Annotated in this window: 18 protein-coding genes and 2 pseudogenes; 14 read left to right on the top strand and 6 right to left on the bottom strand. The window is 63.2% G+C overall.

Features of this window, described 5'->3' with window-relative positions; all coding sequences use genetic code 11:
- The first annotated feature begins 152 nt into the window (after positions 1 to 152).
- Positions 153 to 506, top strand: a complete 354-nt coding sequence (locus ACKFRX_RS10950) for a S41 family peptidase (protein ID WP_408919585.1) — start codon at positions 153 to 155, stop codon at positions 504 to 506.
- A 210-nt stretch (positions 507 to 716) separates the two neighbouring features.
- Here ACKFRX_RS10950 and ACKFRX_RS10945 read toward each other — a convergent pair whose 3' ends face one another.
- On the bottom strand, positions 717 to 1,190 hold the full coding sequence (locus ACKFRX_RS10945; protein ID WP_200435783.1) for an inorganic diphosphatase: 474 nt from the start codon (positions 1,188 to 1,190) through the stop codon (positions 717 to 719).
- A gap of 82 nt (positions 1,191 to 1,272) precedes the next feature.
- Between ACKFRX_RS10945 and dacB the strand changes: the two genes are divergently transcribed.
- Genes dacB through ACKFRX_RS10880 form a run of 13 tightly spaced genes read left to right on the top strand, consistent with a single transcriptional unit; the run spans position 1,273 to position 12,635 of the window.
- The gene (dacB, locus tag ACKFRX_RS10940) at positions 1,273 to 2,559 is read left to right on the top strand and encodes a D-alanyl-D-alanine carboxypeptidase/D-alanyl-D-alanine-endopeptidase (protein ID WP_408919586.1); all 1,287 of its coding nucleotides are present in this window, start codon (positions 1,273 to 1,275) and stop codon (positions 2,557 to 2,559) included.
- 52 nt (positions 2,560 to 2,611) lie between these two features.
- On the top strand, positions 2,612 to 3,499 hold the full coding sequence (gene tilS, locus ACKFRX_RS10935) for a tRNA lysidine(34) synthetase TilS (RefSeq protein WP_408919587.1): 888 nt from the start codon (positions 2,612 to 2,614) through the stop codon (positions 3,497 to 3,499).
- Positions 3,500 to 3,511: 12 nt separating this feature from the next.
- Positions 3,512 to 4,099: a hypoxanthine phosphoribosyltransferase gene (hpt, locus tag ACKFRX_RS10930; protein ID WP_250408972.1), complete on the top strand. Its 588-nt coding sequence runs from the start codon at positions 3,512 to 3,514 to the stop codon at positions 4,097 to 4,099.
- A gap of 12 nt (positions 4,100 to 4,111) precedes the next feature.
- Positions 4,112 to 6,469, top strand: coding sequence for an ATP-dependent zinc metalloprotease FtsH (ftsH, locus tag ACKFRX_RS10925; RefSeq protein WP_408927842.1), 2,358 nt, complete (start codon positions 4,112 to 4,114; stop codon positions 6,467 to 6,469).
- Entirely contained in the window at positions 6,469 to 7,062 is a 594-nt protein-coding gene (folE, locus tag ACKFRX_RS10920) for a GTP cyclohydrolase I FolE (RefSeq protein ID WP_005325658.1), read from the top strand. Before ftsH ends, folE begins: the two co-directional genes overlap by 1 nt.
- Positions 7,063 to 7,099: 37 nt before the next feature.
- A complete protein-coding gene (gene folP, locus ACKFRX_RS10915) occupies positions 7,100 to 8,062 on the top strand; it encodes a dihydropteroate synthase (RefSeq protein WP_408927841.1) in 963 nt (320 codons plus the stop codon).
- Between the two features lie 3 nt (positions 8,063 to 8,065).
- On the top strand, positions 8,066 to 8,446 hold the full coding sequence (gene folB / locus ACKFRX_RS10910) for a dihydroneopterin aldolase (protein WP_408919590.1): 381 nt from the start codon (positions 8,066 to 8,068) through the stop codon (positions 8,444 to 8,446).
- Complete coding sequence (folK, locus tag ACKFRX_RS10905; protein ID WP_408919591.1) at positions 8,446 to 8,931, top strand: 2-amino-4-hydroxy-6-hydroxymethyldihydropteridine diphosphokinase; 486 nt, start codon at positions 8,446 to 8,448, stop codon at positions 8,929 to 8,931. The genes folB and folK overlap by 1 nt, the downstream gene beginning before the upstream one ends.
- Positions 8,928 to 9,401 carry a DUF3180 domain-containing protein gene (locus tag ACKFRX_RS10900; protein WP_408919592.1) on the top strand — a complete coding sequence of 158 codons (474 nt, stop codon included), beginning with the start codon at positions 8,928 to 8,930 and terminating at the stop codon, positions 9,399 to 9,401. The genes folK and ACKFRX_RS10900 overlap by 4 nt, the downstream gene beginning before the upstream one ends.
- 5 nt (positions 9,402 to 9,406) lie before the next feature.
- Positions 9,407 to 10,441 carry a DUF6779 domain-containing protein gene (locus tag ACKFRX_RS10895; RefSeq protein ID WP_408927840.1) on the top strand — a complete coding sequence of 345 codons (1,035 nt, stop codon included), beginning with the start codon at positions 9,407 to 9,409 and terminating at the stop codon, positions 10,439 to 10,441.
- Complete coding sequence (locus ACKFRX_RS10890) at positions 10,442 to 11,116, top strand: hypothetical protein (protein WP_179386991.1); 675 nt, start codon at positions 10,442 to 10,444, stop codon at positions 11,114 to 11,116.
- Positions 11,113 to 12,015, top strand: a complete 903-nt coding sequence (locus ACKFRX_RS10885) for a pantoate--beta-alanine ligase (protein ID WP_408927839.1) — start codon at positions 11,113 to 11,115, stop codon at positions 12,013 to 12,015. Before ACKFRX_RS10890 ends, ACKFRX_RS10885 begins: the two co-directional genes overlap by 4 nt.
- The gene (locus tag ACKFRX_RS10880) at positions 12,015 to 12,635 is read left to right on the top strand and encodes a GNAT family N-acetyltransferase (RefSeq protein ID WP_408927838.1); all 621 of its coding nucleotides are present in this window, start codon (positions 12,015 to 12,017) and stop codon (positions 12,633 to 12,635) included. Before ACKFRX_RS10885 ends, ACKFRX_RS10880 begins: the two co-directional genes overlap by 1 nt.
- A gap of 12 nt (positions 12,636 to 12,647) precedes the next feature.
- Here ACKFRX_RS10880 and ACKFRX_RS10875 read toward each other — a convergent pair.
- The 5 genes and pseudogenes from ACKFRX_RS10875 to ACKFRX_RS10855 all read right to left on the bottom strand — a co-directional run bounded on the left by ACKFRX_RS10875 (position 12,648) and on the right by ACKFRX_RS10855 (position 18,185).
- Positions 12,648 to 13,939 (bottom strand): annotated as a pseudogene (locus ACKFRX_RS10875) (aminopeptidase C).
- Positions 13,940 to 13,952: 13 nt separating this feature from the next.
- A complete protein-coding gene (locus ACKFRX_RS10870; protein WP_408927837.1) occupies positions 13,953 to 15,251 on the bottom strand; it encodes an aminopeptidase C in 1,299 nt (432 codons plus the stop codon).
- Between the two features lie 49 nt (positions 15,252 to 15,300).
- Entirely contained in the window at positions 15,301 to 16,242 is a 942-nt protein-coding gene (locus tag ACKFRX_RS10865; RefSeq protein WP_408927836.1) for an ArsA family ATPase, read from the bottom strand.
- A complete protein-coding gene (locus tag ACKFRX_RS10860) occupies positions 16,233 to 16,490 on the bottom strand; it encodes a cory-CC-star protein (protein WP_408927835.1) in 258 nt (85 codons plus the stop codon). Before ACKFRX_RS10860 ends, ACKFRX_RS10865 begins: the two co-directional genes overlap by 10 nt.
- Positions 16,474 to 18,185: pseudogene (locus ACKFRX_RS10855) on the bottom strand (carbon starvation protein A). Before ACKFRX_RS10855 ends, ACKFRX_RS10860 begins: the two are co-directional and overlap by 17 nt.
- Positions 18,186 to 18,368: the final 183 nt, after the last annotated feature.

The raw sequence follows: 18,368 nt of genomic DNA, 5'->3' as shown, positions 1-18,368 counted from the left end.
AAACTGTACTGAAAATTCTTGGCGGACTCTTCAGCGTTGCCTTTATCGCGGTGTTCGCCGCCGTGTACTTCCTCGGCCCCTCCTATGGCGGGGCGCTGCTGGGCTAGCCCTATTTTCTTTTCAACGCCAGCGAAAAACACATCAACACCGCGGTGGTGGATACCGCAGCGTATACCGGAATCTATGGCGAGAGTGAAGAATTTCAGCGCGCCCGCGAGGCTTTGAAAGAGGACCCGACCAACGCGGAGCTCCTCGATGCCGCCTCCTCCGCCGAAGCCATCCTCCTGACCTTCCGCGGCTTGGACAACGTGCGCACCTTCGGCGAGCCGACCGCCGGCTACGCCTCCGCCAACGTGGTGCTGGATTACCCGGACGGCCGCTCGCTCATGCTCACTACTGCCAAGGACAAGGCGTGCACAGGTGAGGAGTTCATCGAGGACCCCATCGCTCCTGATGCTCCGGAATCTGAGCTCGACGGCTGGCTTGCCTCCCATTGTGGCTTCTAAGGCGCGGTTTTCGTCCACAGGTGCCTTTAACGTTCACGGCAAATAACGCCCCGAAACACGCTATTTTTCGCCACTATGTACCGTGAACGACAGTGATTAGTCGGAAAACGCGAAAGGTACGCTTCGGCGCGCGGTGGGAAACCTCTTCGGTCCCCACCGTCTGCGGAAACGAACCTTCACAGTGCCGCCGTTAGCGTGCGGCAGAAGCGCTTACTTGAAGCGAGCCTTAGCCTCTTCGAGGATCTTCTCTGCCTCGGCCTTGTCGCCCCAGCCGGAGCCGGTGACTTCCTTGTTCGGCTCCAGGTCCTTGTAGTGGACGAAGAAGTGCTCGATTTCGTCCTTGATGTGCTGCTCCACATCGTTGATGTCCTGGTAGCGCTCCCAGCGCGGGTCATCGATGACGGCGAGCAGCTTATCGTCGCCGCCGGCCTCGTCGGTCATCTTGAAGACGCCGACGATGCGGGCCTCAACTACAACGCCCGGGAAGACCGGCTCCGGCAGGATGACCAGGGCGTCGAGCGGGTCGCCGTCCTCGCCCAGGGTGTGGTCGATGAAGCCGTAGTCAGCCGGATAAGCCATCGGGGTGAACAGGTAACGGTCGAGGTAGACCTTGCCGGACTCGTGGTCAACCTCGTACTTGTTGCGGGAGCCCTTCGGGATTTCAATGGTTACTTCAACGCTCACAGCGATGTCCTCCATGGGGGATTGGGTATCAATTACTGCCCATAGTCTAGCGCGTTGCGGATTCGCGCTAGGGTTAAAGGCAATGAAAGCAAAGCATGTTTGGTGGTCAGCGACCGCGCTCGTGGTAGCAGCAGCGGTCGGAGGTACGGCTGCGCTGGGCGTTACCCTCCAGCGCGAATACGGCGATCTCTCGCACGGGGAGGCGCAAGCGGTCGAGGCTCCTGAGGAGCCGTTGAGCGCAGCACAGCCGGGCGAGGCAGACCTGGATGCGCTGAGCGCGAAGCTGGATGAGCTCGCTAAGAATAAAGACCTTGCCACTTTCGGCGGCGAGGTGATCGATACCGAAACCGGTGACGTGGTGTGGCAGCGCGACGCAGATAAGCGGCTTACCCCGGCCTCGTCCACGAAGGTCCTCACCACAGCGGCGGCGACGTTGGCGCTGGATGAGAATGAGAAAATCACCACCAAGGTCTACCGTGGGTCGAACGAAAAGAACGTGGTTATTAAGGCCGCGGGCGATGTGTGGATGACGCATGAGCAGCTCGATGATCTGGCCGAGCAGATTTCGAAAAACGTCGAGCAGGTCGATGGCGTCTACATCGATACCTCCGTATGGTCCGGCGAGGCGCAGGCCCCGGGCTGGGATCCGGAAAACGTGGACGGCGGCTTCGTCGCGCCAATGGAACCGGCCATGCTCTACGGTGGTCGCCTGGGCGCGACGACGGGGGATGTGCCGAGGAGCCATGAGCCGGCTTTGGATGTGGCTAAGCAGCTAGGCGATCGCCTCGGCGCGGGCAAGGTAGGCATGGGCTCTGTGGCGGAGAACGCGCAGGAGGTGGCGAGTGTGGATTCGCCGCCGCTCGCGGACCGCGCCCGAGAAATGGTGCGCCATTCCGATAATGTCATGGCCGAGGCCATTGCGCGTGAGCTGGCGATGTCCCGTGGCAAGGAAGCCAGCTTTGAAGGCGATACGCAGGCCACGCTCGAGGTGCTGCGGGAGCAAGGATTCGACGTCGAGGGCGTAGATATTAAGGATAATTCCGGGCTCTCGGTGGACAATCGGCTCACCGCCGGGCTGTTGACGCAGCTCATTAATGGCGCGGTTAAGGATCCGCGCCTGCGCCCGCTGGTGTCCTACCTGCCGGTGGCCGGCGGCGATGGCACGCTGTACGAGCGCTACGGCGATTCCGCGGCCAAGGGCTATGTGCGCGCCAAGACGGGCACGCTGACTGGGGTCTCGGCCTTGGCCGGCACCGCGCAGGGCAATTCCGGGCGCGTATATGCCTTTGCCTTCCTTGTAAATGACGGCGATATTTTGGCCGCCCGCAAGGCGCAAGACGCATTGGCTTCTGCACTGCATGAGTTCTAAAAAACCCTTTTGGCCGCGGGTTTCGCCGCACTTTCTAGCGTGTCGGCGGGGCGTGCGCGCCGCAGGCCTTGACCACGCAGTGGCGGTGGGGCTTTCCGGGGGCGCGGATTCGCTGGCGCTTATGGCGGCGCTCGTTGCGGAGGGGCACGAGGTGCTCGCGCTGTGCGTGGACCACGGGCTTCAGGACGGATCGCGGGCGCAGGCCGAGCGCGCGGCCGAACAGGCGCGAACGCTGGGCGCGCGGGCGCGGGTGCTAAGCGTTGCTGCGGGCGCTGCGGCGGGGGCGGAGTCGATGGAGGCGGCCGCGCGGGCGGCGCGGTATCGGGCACTGGCCGCCGCGTGCGCGGGCGAAGGTCTAGAGGTGGCCGTGGCGCATACGGCCGATGACCAGGCGGAAACGCTGCTGCTCGGCGCGCTGCGTGGGCGGGTGACCGGCATGAGCGAGCGCAGCGAGGTGGAGGGCGCCCGCGTGGTGCGGCCGCTGCTGAACGTGCGCCGCGCCGATACCGAGGGCGCCTGCGCGGAGCTGGGCCTTTCGGCGTGGCAGGATCCGCAGAACGCGGACACGAATTTCCGCCGCGTGGCGCTGCGCCGCGAGGTCATTCCGCAGTTGAACCGCATCATCGGCGGGGACGCGGTGCCAGCGCTGGCGCAAGCCGCAGGCGACGCCGCGCTTGACGACGCCACCCTGCGCACCCCACCCACCACCGACTGCGCCGAACTGGCGGCGATGGCGGAACCGCGGCGCCGGCGGGCGATCGCGGCGTGGCTGGTCAGCGAGGGGGTAGAGGTAACAAGGAAGGGAGTGGGGGACGTCGGCAAGCTGTGCACCCACTGGCACGGGCAAGGCCCGGTGGCCGTGCGATCGGCGCGGCAGGTGGGGCAGAGGTTGGAAGTAGCCCGTATAGGTGGCAAACTGGCACTATTGTCCGGTCATTAAAGGAGCGCACACGTGCACGACAAGAAAGACTTCGCCGTTCCCGCAAACCGCTACGGTGACGATGTAGAAGCAATCCTCATTGGAGAAGAGGAACTGCAAAGCCGCGTCCAAGAACTCGCGGATATGGTCTCAGAAAAGTATGCCGACTCTGAGCAAGACCTCCTGTTGGTCTGCGTGCTCAAGGGCGCTGCATTCTTCCTCACGGACTTTGCGCGCAAGCTATCCATCCCCTCCGAGCTGGAGTTTATGGCCGTATCCTCCTACGGCACCTCCACCTCCTCTTCCGGCGTGGTGCGCATTTTGAAGGATTTGGACCGCGATATTGCCGGGCGCAACGTGCTCATCGTGGAAGACATCATCGATTCGGGCCTCACCCTGTCGTGGCTGATCCGCAACCTGGAAGGCCGCAACCCCGCCTCGCTGAACGTGGTCACCCTGCTGCGCAAGCCCGAAGTAGTCAAGGCTGATATTGATCTGCTGGATGTAGGATTTGATATCCCGAATGAATTCGTCATCGGCTATGGCTTGGACTATGCGGAACGCTACCGCGATCTCCCCTACGTGGGCACCCTCCACCCCGATGTCTATACCACCAACTAAAATCGCGCAGTAATGAAAAACAATAAGATTCTTCGCTACGGCGGGATTGCGGCCCTCATCCTTATCGCGCTGTACGCCTTTACCTTCTTTAGCAACGATGCCCGCGGCTACGTGCAAGCGGATACCTCCGTTGCGCTGACCCAGCTCAAAGACAAAAACGTCAATGAGGTGGAAATCGATGACCGCGAGCAGCGCCTGCGCATCAAGCTCAAGGATGAAATCACGGTAGACGAGCGCGACGGCGTGCAGGAAATCGTGGCCAAGTACCCGGCCCGCGCCTCCGAGCAGGTCTTTAACGCCGTCAAGGATTCCGGCGCCGAGAAGTACCAGACCAATGTCACGCAGGAATCCTTCCTGGGCTCCATGCTCAGCATGCTGCTGCCGATGATCATCCTCTTCGGCGTGCTCTTCTGGCTCATGTCCCGCATGCAGCAGGGCGCTGGTGGCATGTTTGGCATCGGTGGTTCCAAGGCTAAGGAACTGACCAAGGATATGCCCACCAATACCTTCGAGGACGTGGCCGGCGCGGACGAGGCCGTGGACGAGCTGCAGGAGATCAAGGACTTCCTGGAAGACCCCACCCGCTACCACGAACTGGGTGCCAAGATTCCGCGCGGCGTGCTGCTTTATGGCCCTCCGGGTACCGGTAAGACTTTGCTTGCCCGCGCCGTGGCCGGCGAGGCCGGAGTGCCGTTTTATTCCATCTCCGGTTCTGACTTTGTGGAGATGTTCGTCGGCGTGGGTGCCTCCCGCGTGCGCGACCTGTTCAAGCAGGCGAAGGAAAATAGCCCCTGCATCATCTTCGTGGACGAGATTGACGCCGTGGGCCGCCAGCGCGGTTCCGGCACCGGCGGCGGCCACGATGAGCGCGAGCAGACCCTCAACCAGCTCCTGGTAGAAATGGACGGCTTTGGTGATCGCGAAGGCGTAATCCTCATCGCCGCCACCAACCGCCCGGACATCCTCGATCCGGCGCTGCTGCGCCCGGGCCGCTTCGACCGCCAGATTCCGGTCACCAACCCGGACTTGGCCGGCCGCGAGCAGATCCTGCGCGTGCATGCAAAGAATAAACCGCTGGCAGAAGAGGTTGACGTAGCGCAGCTGGCCAAGCGCACCGCCGGCATGTCCGGCGCGGACCTGGCCAACGTGCTCAACGAGGCCGCATTGCTGACCGCCCGCATCGGCGGCAACGTCATTACCTATGACGCATTGGAAGAGGCGACCGACCGCGTCGTGGGCGGCCCGCGCCGCCAGGGCAAGATTATCTCCGAGCACGAGAAGAAGGTCACCGCTTACCACGAGGGCGGACACACGCTTTCCGCGTGGGCACTCAAGGATATTGAGCGCGTGTACAAGGTCACCATCCTGGCCCGCGGCCGCACCGGCGGCCACGCCATGACCTCCCAGGAAGACGACAAGGGCATGTACACCCGTGACGAGCTCTTCTCCCGTTTGGTCTTTGCCATGGGCGGCCGCGCGGCCGAGGAGCTGGTCTTCGGTGCGCCGACTACCGGTGCGTCTTCCGATATTGAAAACGCCACCAAGATCGCTCGTTCTATGCTCACCGAGTACGGCTTCTCCCCAGACCTGGGCACCGTAAAGTACGGCAAGGAGCAGGGCGATCCCTTCAGCCAGATGGGTGGCGGCGGCTCCATCGATTACTCCGATGAGGTTGCCTCCAAGATTGATGAGCAGATGCGCTACCTGCTCGAGCGCGCGCACGAGCAGGCTTATGACATCCTGCGCAATAACCGTTACTACCTGGATAAGCTGGCCGAGGCCCTGCTGGAGAAGGAAACCCTGCGTCGCCCCGACCTGGAGCGCATCTTCGACGGCATCGAGCCGCGCGAGGCCTTCGACGTCTTCCCAGGTGAGGACGATCGTTTCCCGCGCCAGATTGGCTACGCCCCAGTGAAGACCCCGGTTGAGCTGGCGAAGGAGCGCGGCGAGGAGCTGCCTAAGCGCATGACGCTTCTCGATGCCTCCCGGGCCGCCCGCGAGCGCCGCCTCGCCGGCGAAGAGCCGAAGGGTGAGGTGGGCTTCAACTTTGGCCAGCACGCCGGAGATTACGTCGACCCGGACACCGCCCGCGAGCTGGGCAGCGGTCCCGCGAAGGAATCCGCGAACTCCTCGCCGGCCCAGTCGGCCCAGCCGACCCAGCAGGCTCGCGACGACCAGTCTGCCCCGGCTTCCGAGTCATCCGCCCGTCCGGCCGCACGCCCCGCTACCGGTGGGGGAAAGCACCACAAGCCGGATGCCGGCGCGGATGCTGATGCCGAGACCAGCCAGTGGTTTACCCCTGGCTGGGACGAGAAGGATCGCCGCAAGAACCCCTATGCGCGCGAGGACGACAAGCAAGAAGATAACTAATGCCTGATAATCACATTCCCGCTCGCGCCGCCTTTGACCAAGACCGGGCGGAGGCAGCGGTGCGTGAGCTGCTCCTTGCGGTAGGGGAGGACCCTGACCGCGAGGGCTTGCGTGAAACCCCGGCCCGCGTGGCCCGCGCCTACCGCGAGGTCTTCGCTGGACTGCACGAGGACCCGACCGAGGTCCTGCACAAGACCTTCGCTGAGGACCACCAAGAATTGGTTTTGGTGCGCGATATCCCCATTTATTCCACCTGCGAGCACCACTTGGTGCCGTTCTACGGCGTGGCGCATATTGGCTACATCCCGGGCAAAGACGGCCACGTCACCGGTTTGAGCAAGCTTGCTCGCCTGGCGGATATGTACGCTAAGCGCCCCCAAGTCCAAGAGCGCCTTACCCAGCAGGTAGCGGACGCCTTGGTGGAGGTCCTCGGTGCGCAGTCCGTCATCGTGGTCATTGAGTGCGAGCACTTGTGCATGGCCATGCGCGGCATTCGCAAGCCGGGGGCGACGACGACCACCTCCGCGGTGCGCGGCGGCTTCAAAAATAATGCCGCCTCCCGCGCCGAGGTGCTCAGCCTGATTCGCAGCTAAACCCCCGGTTCACCACGAAAGCGAGAAGGAGCACGCCATGCAGCAGGCAACCTCGGTATCGGATCTGAGCATCGCCAACCGCACGCTGGTGATGGGCATTGTCAACGTCACGGAGGATTCCTTCTCCGATGGCGGTAAGTGGTTGGACGTCGATGCCGCCATCAACCACGCCCGCGAACTCGTGGCGCAGGGCGCTGACATGATTGACGTCGGCGGTGAGTCCACCCGGCCGGGTGCGGTGCGGGTAGAGGCGGACGTCGAAAAGCGCCGCGTGGTTCCCGTCATTAAGACGCTGAGCGAGCTGGGCATCCGCACCTCCGTGGATACGATGCGCGCCTCGGTGGCCCGCGCGGCGGCAGCGGCCGGTGTGGACATGATTAATGACGTCTCCGGTGGCCTGGCTGATCCGGAGATGTATCGCGCGATGGCCGAGGCCGGCGTGCCCGTGTGCCTGATGCACTGGCGCACGCTGCAGGAAGGTGCCTTTGGTTCCGCGGCCGGAAGCGCCAACCACGGCGGCGATGTGGTGCGCGATGTGCATGAGACCCTCGAGCGCCTGGCGAATAACGCGCTGGCGGCCGGCGTGCGCAGCGATAATATCGTGCTCGATCCGGGCCTGGGCTTTGCTAAGACCCCGCAGGATAACTGGGCGCTGCTCAAGGCCCTGCCGGAGTTCCTCGACGCCGAATTCCCCATGCTGGTGGGAGCCTCGCGCAAGCGCTTCCTCGCCGCCATCCGTGAGGACCGTGGCGTGGAATCCAGCCCGCTGCTGGCCGATCCCGCGACTGCGGCCGTGACCGCCATTTCCGCCCAGATGGGCGCGTGGGGCGTGCGCGTGCACGAGGTCGCCGTCTCCCGCGACGCCGTCGATGTGGCCGCGGCTTGGAACGCCGGCGATGGCTACAAGGGCGGGGCCAATGCCAGCGGCAGCTATAGCAATGGCGCTGATGGCAATGGAACCATGAAATCCACCGCCCTACCGCGCAACCCTGAGGAGTAAATCATGGCAGACCGCATCGAACTCACCGGCCTGGAATGCTTTGGCTACCACGGCGTCTTTGAGGAAGAAAAGCGTACCGGCCAGCCTTTCATCGTGGACATCACCTGCTGGTCCGATTTCGCCGAGGCCGCCGCCACCGATGATCTGACCAAGACCATCAATTACGCCGAGCTTGCCGACGTCGCCGCGAATATAATCGAAGGCCCCGCCCGCGACCTCATCGAGACCGTTGCCAGCGAGGTAGCCGATACCATCATGGCTACCTTTGAGGGCCTGCACGCCGTTGAGGTCACGCTCCACAAGCCGCAGGCACCGATTCCGCGCACTTTTGCTGACGTTGCGGTGGTCGCCCGCCGTTCCCGCAAGCACGCGAGGACCCTCTAATGCGGGCGGTGCTGTCCATCGGATCCAATATGGATGACCGCGTGAAGCTTTTGCGCACGGTATTCGAGGAATTCGCCGGCGACATTGTCGCCGCCTCGCCGGTCTATGCCACCCCGCCGTGGGGAGTAAAGGACCAGGATGAATTCCTCAATGCCGTGCTCATTGTGGATGTGGACGAGTCACCCAAGGAGCTCCTGCGCCGCGGGCAGAGGCTCGAAGAGGCCGCCGAGCGGGTGCGCGTGCGCCACTGGGGACCGCGCACGCTGGACGTAGACATCGTGGACATCGAGGGATACACCTCCGATGACCCAGAGCTTATCGTCCCGCATCCTTATGCCCACGAGCGCGCCTTCGTGCTGATTCCCTGGTTGGCGGCCGATGGTGGTGCTAGGTTGAGTGGGGAGGGCGTCGCCAAGCGGGTGGCAGCACTCGACCCGAAAGAGCGCGCCGATATTCGCCGGCTGGGCATGATGGAGGAGCTATGAAACGGACCTCGTTGGGTGCCCTCATTGGCACCGGGGTCTTCTTTGCCGCCGCCGCGGCCATCCTCACTACGCGCTTTTATGGCTCCATGCTGCAAATCCCGGTAACGGTCTCCGCCACGCTGTGGCTCATGGCCGTCATCTGTGTGGCGCTGACCTGGAAGGTGGATCAAGCCACCGAGGACGAGCATGGCATCGGCCTGGATAATTCGCAGCTCAACCCCATGACCATCACGCAGTTCATGCTGGTAGGAAAGGCCTCGGCATGGACGGGTTCCATCGTGGGTGGCATTTATGCCGGCATTGCCGTCTACGTCATTCCCAACGCCGGTACGCTCGCGGCAGCTTCCGATGACCTCGTAGGCGTCATTGCCTCCGCGCTCGGTGGCCTCGCGATGGCTGCTGCTGGCCTGCGGCTAGAGCGACACTGTGAGACCCCGCCCCCACCAGATGGGGTACAGGCGGTACATTAGTGAGCATGACTGAGCCGCGCTCTTCTTCTAGCAAAACTCCCGCCAAGACGACCAAGCCGGATCTGGGCCAGACCGGGCTCATCGTCCTCGTGGTGTTGGCCGTTGTAGCCAGCATCGTCATGCTGATTTCCGGCTCTGCCGCAGCCCTTAAGATTGCGCTCATCGCCGCTTTGTGGGCTGCCGTGCTTGGCTTCTTCCTGGTGATGCGCTACCGCCGCCAGGCCGAGGAATCCGTGACCAAGCTGGAGCTGCAGGAGCGCGCTCACCGCGCCGAGCTCAAGCAGGCCCGCACAGCCGATGGCCAGCCGCTGCCGGATCAGGAACTGCTGGATGAGATCCGCACCGAGCTGGCTTCCATCCGCAAGCAGATTGAAGATCTTTCCGGCCAGAACTTCACCTATGAACCGGCCGCTCTGCACGCCGAGGCGCGCCGCATCATGCAGCTCGAGGCCCAAACCGCGGCCGCTGCTCGCCCTGGCTCTGAGGAAGGCAATGTGGACTTCACCCAGTCCTCTTCCGGCGCCCCGTCCGCCGATGCCATCGCCGGCCGCCTGGGCAACCAGCCGTCCGCGGCGCACGCCGAGTCCAACCCGCTCAATGACATCATCAGCGAAAAGACTCGTGCGCAGCGCAACTCCGGCAAGGCTTCTGGTGCCTCCACCTTCAATACTGGTGGCTTCCAGGCCGTGCGCTGGGATACCGGCGGCGATGATTCCCTGAAGAATACCCGCACGTCCGCGGCCAGCGAGCACCACGGTAGCCATCGCAAGCCAGAGGCTGCCACCACGGCCAATGACGAAACCCAGGACATCCCGCAGCAGCCGGCACCACAGCGCGATGAGCGTGCTGAGTACCCGGGCTCCGGTCAGCACGTGGCCCCAGAAAAGTCCGAGCCGGTGCGCCAGAAGGCAGCCCGCTCCCATCACCGCGCGGCCGCCGATGAGCCCGATTCCCGTGGCCGCCGCCGCAGCGACGATAAGCGCGAGGGCGCGGTATCCGTGGCCGAGCTGCTGGCCCAGGCGAAGAAGAAGGATAAATAAATGCGCCCGCCACGCATGCGGGTAGCCCTTTTTGGCCGGAGCCTGGCCGGATTTACCTTGGCCAATGCCATGGAACGCGCCGGCCATGAGGTGCAGATGCTCTCGGACCCGGCCGAACTTGCCTCTTTTGAGGCCCTCATCATCGCCGTGGGCGATGCCCGCTTAGAAGCCACCGTGGAACTTCTTGAACCCCACGTCCACCACGGGCTTATCGTGTTCCACACCTGCCTCTCGCGCGGTGTCCAAGTGCTAGATCCGTTAGAAACCCGCGGCTGTGTCGTTGCGGCACTCGCCCCATTTGCACTCATGCGCTGGGCTGTGACCACCCTGGACGAGCTGGGCGAGACTGTAGTGGAGCTCAATATCACCGAGTTCCGCGGCGAAGCCGTCGCGCTTTCCGATGCCGAACGTCCTGCCTTTGCCGCCCGTGCCTACTACGCCGAGATGCTGCGGCGCTTGCACATCTCTGCGGCGGTCGATGCTCGTTTCTTCCCCTCTGCAGAGGAAAAGCCCATGGTGGGTGAGGACATGGACACCGAAGAAATCATCGCCGCCTATCGCGGTGCCACCGACCCCGGCCTGCGCCGCAGCTACGTGGAGGTTGCCCGCCGCCTAGGTGAGGTAGACGGCCGCGAGGAGCTGGAAATGTGGGCCTTACAGGAGGAGAGCCGATGAGCCTAGAGCTGGGAAACGCCACCGTTATCAGCGAGATTGAGCGCATCCGCATGGTCGGAAGCGCCTTTCATAAGACTGGCCGTCCGGTAGCCTTCGTGCCGCTGACCAACGGCGTGCACGCCGGCCATATCGCGTTGGTGCGCGCGGCCAAGCACATCCGCGGCGCGGTTACCGTCGTGGCCCTGCAGTCCCCGCACGAGGAGGATCTTGAGCTCCTGCGCGCCGAGGGCGTGGATATTGTCTGGGATTACTCGCCACAAACTTTGTGGCCGCATGGCCGCCGCATTGCCGTAGCTCCGGCCGACGCCTCGACCGCCCTCGAGCCGGACCTCAGCGAGGATTTCTCGCTGTACCTTGCGCTCATCCTGACGCTTTCGCCTACCGACGTCCTCCTCGGAGAAAAGGACTACGAGCTCCTCCTCACCATCCACCACGCGGTTCAGGACTTCCACCTGGGTGTCCGCGTGCAGGGCGTGCCCGCCGTACGCATGCCCGATGGCGTGGTGATGAGCCTGCGCAATACCAACGTCCCGGCCGACTCCCGCGACCAGGCTGCGGCCCTATCCGCCGCGCTGACCGCCGGTGCGCATGCCGCCGAAGCCGGTGCGGAGAAGGTCCGCGAGGTTGCCGCGGAAGTCCTGCGCGCAGCAGGCGTTGAGCCGGACTACCTCGAGGTGCGCGGCCGCGACCTCGGCATGCCTCCTGAGGAAGGTGATGCCCGCTTGCTCGTCGCCGCGAACATCGGCGGTGTCCGCCTCATCGACAATGTGGGCCTGCCGCTGGGCATCGGCTTTAATAATATTGAAGAGCACGAAGCCAAGGCCGAGCTCGAGCGTGAGCAACAACGCGAGCAACAGCGCGCGCAGGGTACCGCTTCTCAGCAGCCATCGGAGGACTAATGACCGATATCCAGATCCGCGACCTTGACCCGCGCGATGAGCCCAAAGCTATTTCTTTTGCCATCGAGGGCATGCACCTGCACTGGTTTGTGAAGAGCCCGCGCTTCGAGCGCGCCTATGGCCGCTACTTTTGGGATTTAGAGCGCGCCAAGGCCACCGATATCTTGGCGGCTTACGATGGCGACCGCTTCCTCGGCGTGCTATTAGCCTCCATGAAAGGCAAGCCCGCGCTGCCGTATCCGTGGTGGCGCAAGGCGTTTGTTCACGCGGTGGACATCTTTAATAACCTGCGCCCGGGCGGCCACCGCGATGACTACGATGCCGCCAATCAGGACATGCTGCTCAAGTACTTGGGTAAGCACCCCATTGATGGCGAAATCGGCTTCCTCGTTGCCGACCCCAATTCCGGCGTGAGCGGCGTGGGCACGGCGCTGCTCGAGGCCTTTGAAGCCCGTCATGAGGGAAAGAATGTCTACTTGTTTACCGATGACGGCTGCACGTATCAGTTCTATGACAGCCGCGGTTTCACTCAGGTGGGCGAGCGCACCATCGCGGTCAACGAGGACCGCGACTTGGAGTGCATGCTCTATGTGCGCCGCCTTGGCACGCCGCAGTCTTAGCGTGCCGCAGGCTTAGCGCGCCAACGCGCCCATCGGATCCCAGGCCGGCAGGGTGGTGACGGACTCGGACTGCAATGCCGCTTGGTACTGCTCCGGCAGGCGGGAGGGGTGCACGGCGATTTCGAAGACGAACTCGTCGAACCAGTCATCGGCCATGGTCCAAAAGCCCTTATCGGCCTTCTTCGGGCCCCAGGAATTCTCCACGCGCCAGCGATTGACGGTGCCATCGTCTGCGATATCGGCTCCGGTAAAGACCATCGCGTGGGTCATGAGGGACTCGTGCAGGCGCAAACGCTGCGCCTTGTCCAGATCCATCTCCACGCCGTAGAAGGCCTCATAATCGTGCAGGTGCTTGGCCCACACGCCGTGCTCATCATCGGATTGCTGGTCGGTATCGCAGCCGAACCAAACCGGCTGACCGTCCTCGATGGAGGCACGCGCAGCACCTCCACAGGCGCGTTCAAATAGGTCACGCGCTTTCCAGCCACGTTGCCCAGATACTCCACGGTGTAGAGCTCGCCGTAGGCATTGCGCGGGTCGTTGACCACGCACACGTACTCGCTTAGGTCCGCCGGCAGGTATTCCTGGGCAAACTCCTGTGGGGTATAGGTGCCTGCGCGGTGGAACTCATTGTCCTTATCGCGGTACTGCCACACAAAGTCCTCGGGTGGCAGGCCTAGGTTGGCGGTGAGGATCCGGTAGACGTCGGCAAGCGCCTGCTTATGCGCGCCCTCTTCGCCGCTGCGGATGCGGTGGGCGGCGCGGCGCAGCACGGTCTGCAGGTTGCGGTTAAGCATCGCCGTGGCCTCGGAAGACGCGGTCTCCGGCATGGCGTACTGCGGCACCACACCGTACTTTTCCACCAAGGCGACGAACATGGACCATTGGCCGCCGTCATCGATGGGATCATCCATGAGCTTGGTTACGGTGCGGTCCGTAATATCGCGCTCCTTGAGCTCAGCCATGGCGGTGAGGAACCAATTGGCCTTTTCCAGCTTGTCAAAGAAGTAAATATAGGTCTGGGAAAGTTCAAAATCCTTGAGCTTGGCCTTGTCCATCAGGCCGCCGCGCAGGGAATTGAGGCCGGCAAAAATCCAGCAGCGGCCCGAAGCCTTCTGGTCGGCCACGCCCCAGGAATCTAGCTTATGGCTGGTCACGGGGGTGAGGCTGCGCAATTGCTCACGGTCGAGGCTGAGCTTGTCGACGCCCTCCTGAGCCACCCCATTGCGCACCAGGCGCAGCGTGGCATCGCTGGTGAGCTCGGCAGTGGCGGCATGAACCTCGTTCGGTTTAATCTCTGTCATTTCTCGATTCTCCTTAGTTCATCCGGTCCCAGAGGGGGAGCTCAATTGGTTCGTTGGTAAGGGCCTGGGTCAGCTCGTCGCTCAGGTGCTCCTTGCGCACGGCGATGTGGAAGACGTTTTGGTCAAACCAGGCATCGGCCATGGTGGCAAAGCCCTTGCCGGGTACATCCTCGCCATCGTCCTTGCGCGGCGGCTTAGAACCCCAGGAGTTTTCCACGCGCCAGGCGCGGTCTCCATCGACGCCGGTGAGCACCATCGCGTGGGTGGGCGCGGTCTCGCCGGAGGTAAATCGTTCCTCCTTGCTCATGGAGGAATCGATGCCGTAGAGGCCATCAGTATCTACTAGGCCTTCGTCCCACACACCGTTGAGGAAGGAGAACTGGCGGTTGACATCGCAGCTAAACCACACCGGCTCGCCGGCCGCCAGGCTGCGCTTGGCGGTCTCCTTGAGCTCTTCCACGGTTGCGTTCAAGTACTCCTGCGGTGCACCACCCAGGACATTGGTTTCATCGGCGCTGCTGAATACGCGATGCTTGGGGTTGGTGGAGCGGGGGTCATCGGCCAGCACCACGTACTCGTCTAGGTGCGGCAGGTACTTATCGGCAAACTCGCGCGGGGTGGAGTGCAGCCGCACGAATTGCTCGTCCTTGGTGCGATACGCCCAGGTAAATTCCTCCGGCGGGGTGCCTAGGTGGATGGCCAGGATACGGTGGAAATCGGTGCGTGCCTGGGCGATGATGTCCTCGCGCGGTCCGTCCTGAGCGGCGGCGCGGCGTACCACGGTGGCAAGATCGCGGTTCATCTCTGCGGTATTTCCAGACGAGCGTACCTCCGGCATGACCTCGGCAGGCACGGCACCGTACTTGGCTACGAGGTTGCTAAAGAAGCACCACCAGCCGCCATCGGCCCCCGCGTGGTCCAGCACCGCGGCGACGGTGCGCTCGTCCCAGCCGGCGTCCTTTTTATCCAGCAGCTGGTTGAGCACCAGGTTGGCGCGCTCGAGCTTGTCAAAGTACTGCAGGTAGGTGAAGGAAAATTCAAAGCTATCTACATTGAGTTCCTTGGCCGCGCGGTGACGGAAGACGTTCAACGCCGCGAACATCCAGCAGCGGCCCGAGCGCTTCTGGTCCGATACGCCCAAGCTATCCAGCTTGACCTCGGTGGTGGGGTAGAGCGCCGTAATACGGTCGCGGTCTAGGGCCGCCTTAGCCGCCCCGACATTGGTGATGGCGTTGCGGGCGATGCGCAGCCGAGAATCGGCCGCGGCCTCCTCGCGCAAGTGGGATAGGTATTCGTTGGTGAGCAAAGTCATAGTTTCGGTTTTAGCAGACCCGAGCCCACAGCGGCGCGGGCGGGTGGAGCTAAAGAAAGGCCGCCAGCTTGCCGACGGCCCCCGGAGTCCCCACTTCCTCCGGCAACCACGGAACCTCGCGCACTGGGGTATCAGGCAGCTGAGTGCGCAGGAGTGCGAGCGCCTCATCCTCGGCGGCGCGCCGGGCGGCCAAGAACTCGCCTTGGCCGGCCGGGGTGCGCCGGTTAACCAGCATGGACCCCACCCGCACACCGTTGTTCGTAAGATCCGCATGGAACTCGGCAGATTCCAGCACGGGCAGGCGCTCGGCGGTGAGCACAATGTGGAATACGGTACGCGGGGAGGTAAGCGCGGTGCGCAGCTGGGCAAAGCGCTCGCGGCGCTGGAAAAGCGTGGCGCGAATTTCCTGATTGCGCCGGTCCACGGGGTCATTATCCGCGCCGCTGCCGTTAGACATCCCGCGCACCAGCGAGCCGAATTTATCGGATTTCTCGCGCCGGGAGAGTAACCCATCGGTATAGGCGGCCATGATCTCCGGCAAGGCCATCAGCCGCGAAGTGTGGCCAGAGGGAGCGGTATCGAAGACGAGGTAATCAAAGTCAGATTCCTCCACTACGAGCGCCGCTATGCGCTCCAATAGCGCCGCCTCCTGCGTGCCGGGCGATTGCCGGGCTAGGTCGAGGTGCTTTTTCACCTCACCGTGCAGGTGCTCGGGCATAAAGCGGCGCATCGAGTTCCCTACCTGCGCTAGGTGCTGCTCGGTCGCGCGCGCAGGGTTGATCTCGATGGCGGACAGGGTAGGGGTGAGGTCTGAGGGGGCGTCGCCAAGCGAGGCACCAAAAATATGCCCCAGGTTATGCGCCGGGTCCGTGGACACCAGGCAGATGCGGTGATTGCGGGACAGGCGCAGCGCGGTGGCGGTGGCCAAGGTGGTCTTGCCCACCCCGCCCTTGCCGCCAAAGAACATGATGGGTGCGGTCTCTAACAACATTGAATATTCTCCAGCGGGGATTTATCCATTCCCATGCGGGTATGCCAGGCGTGGAAATCCTCATAGACCAACGGCAAAAGTTCCAGGGTGTAGTAGCTGGCGGGGTTGGGGATGCCGAGCGCCTCCGAGGCAACCAGCATCAAGAAGAGATCGTCTTCTTGCTGCCGGGCCTTGGCAAAGCTGGTGCGATACGGGGCCTGGTAGTACTCATTGAGCCCGGCCGCAAGTGCCTTAAGCTTGTCGAGCATGCTCGGGCAGCGGGGCGTCAAGGTCATCATCGGTCCACTCCAGCGGGGTCTCCTTGCGGGCGCGGGAGATGGCGCCGACGGCTTCCACAATGACCCAGATAGCGGCGACCACGATGATGACGTCCATGCAGAACAGAAGCCAATTCTGGCTGGTAAATAGGGACTTCAGTTGGAGCAGTGCGGCCCACAGTGACATGGCGGTAACGAAGATGAGCGGGATGACCACCGGCCACGTCGGCCGGCGCAGGTGGGTAAGGATGACCACCACGATGGCCAAGGAAAGGCCCGCCATGAGCTGGTTGGTGGTGCCGAAGAGCGGCCAGATGGTCATGCCGCCGGAGCCATCCGCGCCGGCAGAGAAGGTCAGGCCGAAGGCCAAGCCCACCGCGATGACGGTGGCGGCCAAGGCCTTGATGCGCACGCCCATGATCTCGCCAATTTCTTGCACCACTAGGCGCTGCAGACGCACGCCCGAGTCCATGGTGGTAGCGGCAAAGAGCACGGCCATAGTGGCCAAGATGGTGCCGGAGAGGGACGCAGGAATACCCATGCCCTCGTTCATGAGCGCGCCGCCGCCGTGCACGAAGGCCTCCACGCCGCCGGCATTCCACTCGGAGTAAATCTCCTCCCACTGCTGCAGGGACTTAAAGCCCGCGGTGGTGGCGATGATGGTGCCCAGCGCGAGTAAGCCCTCGCCCACGGCGCCGAAGTACCCCACAAAGCGCACGTCAGTTTCCTTATCCACCTGCTTGGACGAGGTGCCGGAGGCCACCACGCCGTGGAAGCCGGAGATAGCGCCGCAGGCGATGGTGACAAAGAGCAGCGGGAAGATGCCCGGGGTACCGTCCGGCACGTTATCGCGCAGCGCCGGTGCGGCCAGCGAAGGGCGGGTAATGAGGAAGGAACCGTACAAGATGGCCAGGCCCACAAAGAGCTGGAGGCCGTTGATGTAGTCGCGCGGCTGCAGCAACACCCACACCGGCAGCAGCGAAGCGATGAAGGCGTAGATGAATAACAAGATGATCCACACGCCGTTAGCGGGGATACCCAGGACCGTATCTGGTAGGACCACAGGCACGCGGTCACCGATGATCATCAATGTGTAGAGCGCGACAACGCCCACGATGGAGACCAGCGGCAGGTTCCAATTCAGGCGGTAGATGGCCTGGCCGATAAGCAGTGCGACGACGATGGCGCCCCATGTGGGGATTACAGCCGTAGGGGTGGAGACCAGCAGGTTCGAAATGACCACGGCGAAGGCCGCATTCACCATCAACAGCAGCAGGAAGATGACGATGAGGAATAGATTGCGCCCGCGCTTGCCAATGTAGCGCCCAGACAAAGTGCCGATGGACTGGCCCTTGTGGCGCTGTGACGCCCACAGTGCACCCAAATCGTGCATGCCGGCAAAGAAGACGGTGCCGAGGGTGACCCAGAGAAACGCCGGAACCCAGCCCCAGATGACGGCTACGGCCGGACCAATGATGGGCGCGGCGCCCGCCACGGAAGTGAAGTGGTGGCCCCACAGGACGTATTTATTGGTGGGCACAAAGTCCACGCCGTCTTCCATGGTGTGGGCCGGGTGGAGTAGTTCGGGGATAGCCGGAAAATGCCCTTTCCTAGGAACTTGGAATAGAGCAGATAGCCGGCGCCCATCATCGCAATGCCGATGATGGCGAGGACTAGAGAGTTCATGGTGTGCGTCTCCTCATGGGCAGTTGGGTGGCGTGTCTCACACGTGCGGATAGTATGCCACAACTCACATAGGTATTAGCCTGTGGGGGAGACCGGCGGGTGGATTTATATTTGGAAGGCGCAGGCGGCGCAGTACCTCATGCTGCCGGCAGGGAAAACAACAGCGCGGCCCCAGTTCCAGTG

This window comes from Corynebacterium tuberculostearicum (genome assembly GCF_046097465.1).
GTDB lineage: Bacteria > Actinomycetota > Actinomycetes > Mycobacteriales > Mycobacteriaceae > Corynebacterium > Corynebacterium tuberculostearicum_I.
The sequence above is the reverse complement of the archived record's forward strand: the minus strand, read 5'-3'. Positions and strand labels throughout refer to the sequence as shown.

Excerpts from the sequence above, each read along its gene's own strand:
- ACKFRX_RS10890 (WP_179386991.1), top strand. The coding sequence starts at position 10,442 with ATGCGCCCGCCACGCATGCGGGTAGCCCTTTTTGGCCGGAGCCTGGCC.
- folK (WP_408919591.1), top strand. The coding sequence starts at position 8,446 with ATGCGGGCGGTGCTGTCCATCGGATCCAATATGGATGACCGCGTGAAG.
- ACKFRX_RS10885 (WP_408927839.1), top strand. The coding sequence starts at position 11,113 with ATGAGCCTAGAGCTGGGAAACGCCACCGTTATCAGCGAGATTGAGCGC.
- folP (WP_408927841.1), top strand. The coding sequence starts at position 7,100 with ATGCAGCAGGCAACCTCGGTATCGGATCTGAGCATCGCCAACCGCACG.
- folE (WP_005325658.1), top strand. The coding sequence starts at position 6,469 with ATGCCTGATAATCACATTCCCGCTCGCGCCGCCTTTGACCAAGACCGG.
- ACKFRX_RS10865 (WP_408927836.1), bottom strand. The coding sequence starts at position 16,242 with ATGTTGTTAGAGACCGCACCCATCATGTTCTTTGGCGGCAAGGGCGGG.
- dacB (WP_408919586.1), top strand. The coding sequence starts at position 1,273 with ATGAAAGCAAAGCATGTTTGGTGGTCAGCGACCGCGCTCGTGGTAGCA.
- ACKFRX_RS10900 (WP_408919592.1), top strand. The coding sequence starts at position 8,928 with ATGAAACGGACCTCGTTGGGTGCCCTCATTGGCACCGGGGTCTTCTTT.
- ACKFRX_RS10895 (WP_408927840.1), top strand. The coding sequence starts at position 9,407 with ATGACTGAGCCGCGCTCTTCTTCTAGCAAAACTCCCGCCAAGACGACC.
- ACKFRX_RS10860 (WP_408927835.1), bottom strand. The coding sequence starts at position 16,490 with ATGCTCGACAAGCTTAAGGCACTTGCGGCCGGGCTCAATGAGTACTAC.
- ACKFRX_RS10880 (WP_408927838.1), top strand. The coding sequence starts at position 12,015 with ATGACCGATATCCAGATCCGCGACCTTGACCCGCGCGATGAGCCCAAA.
- folB (WP_408919590.1), top strand. The coding sequence starts at position 8,066 with ATGGCAGACCGCATCGAACTCACCGGCCTGGAATGCTTTGGCTACCAC.
- ACKFRX_RS10870 (WP_408927837.1), bottom strand. The coding sequence starts at position 15,251 with ATGACTTTGCTCACCAACGAATACCTATCCCACTTGCGCGAGGAGGCC.
- ftsH (WP_408927842.1), top strand. The coding sequence starts at position 4,112 with ATGAAAAACAATAAGATTCTTCGCTACGGCGGGATTGCGGCCCTCATC.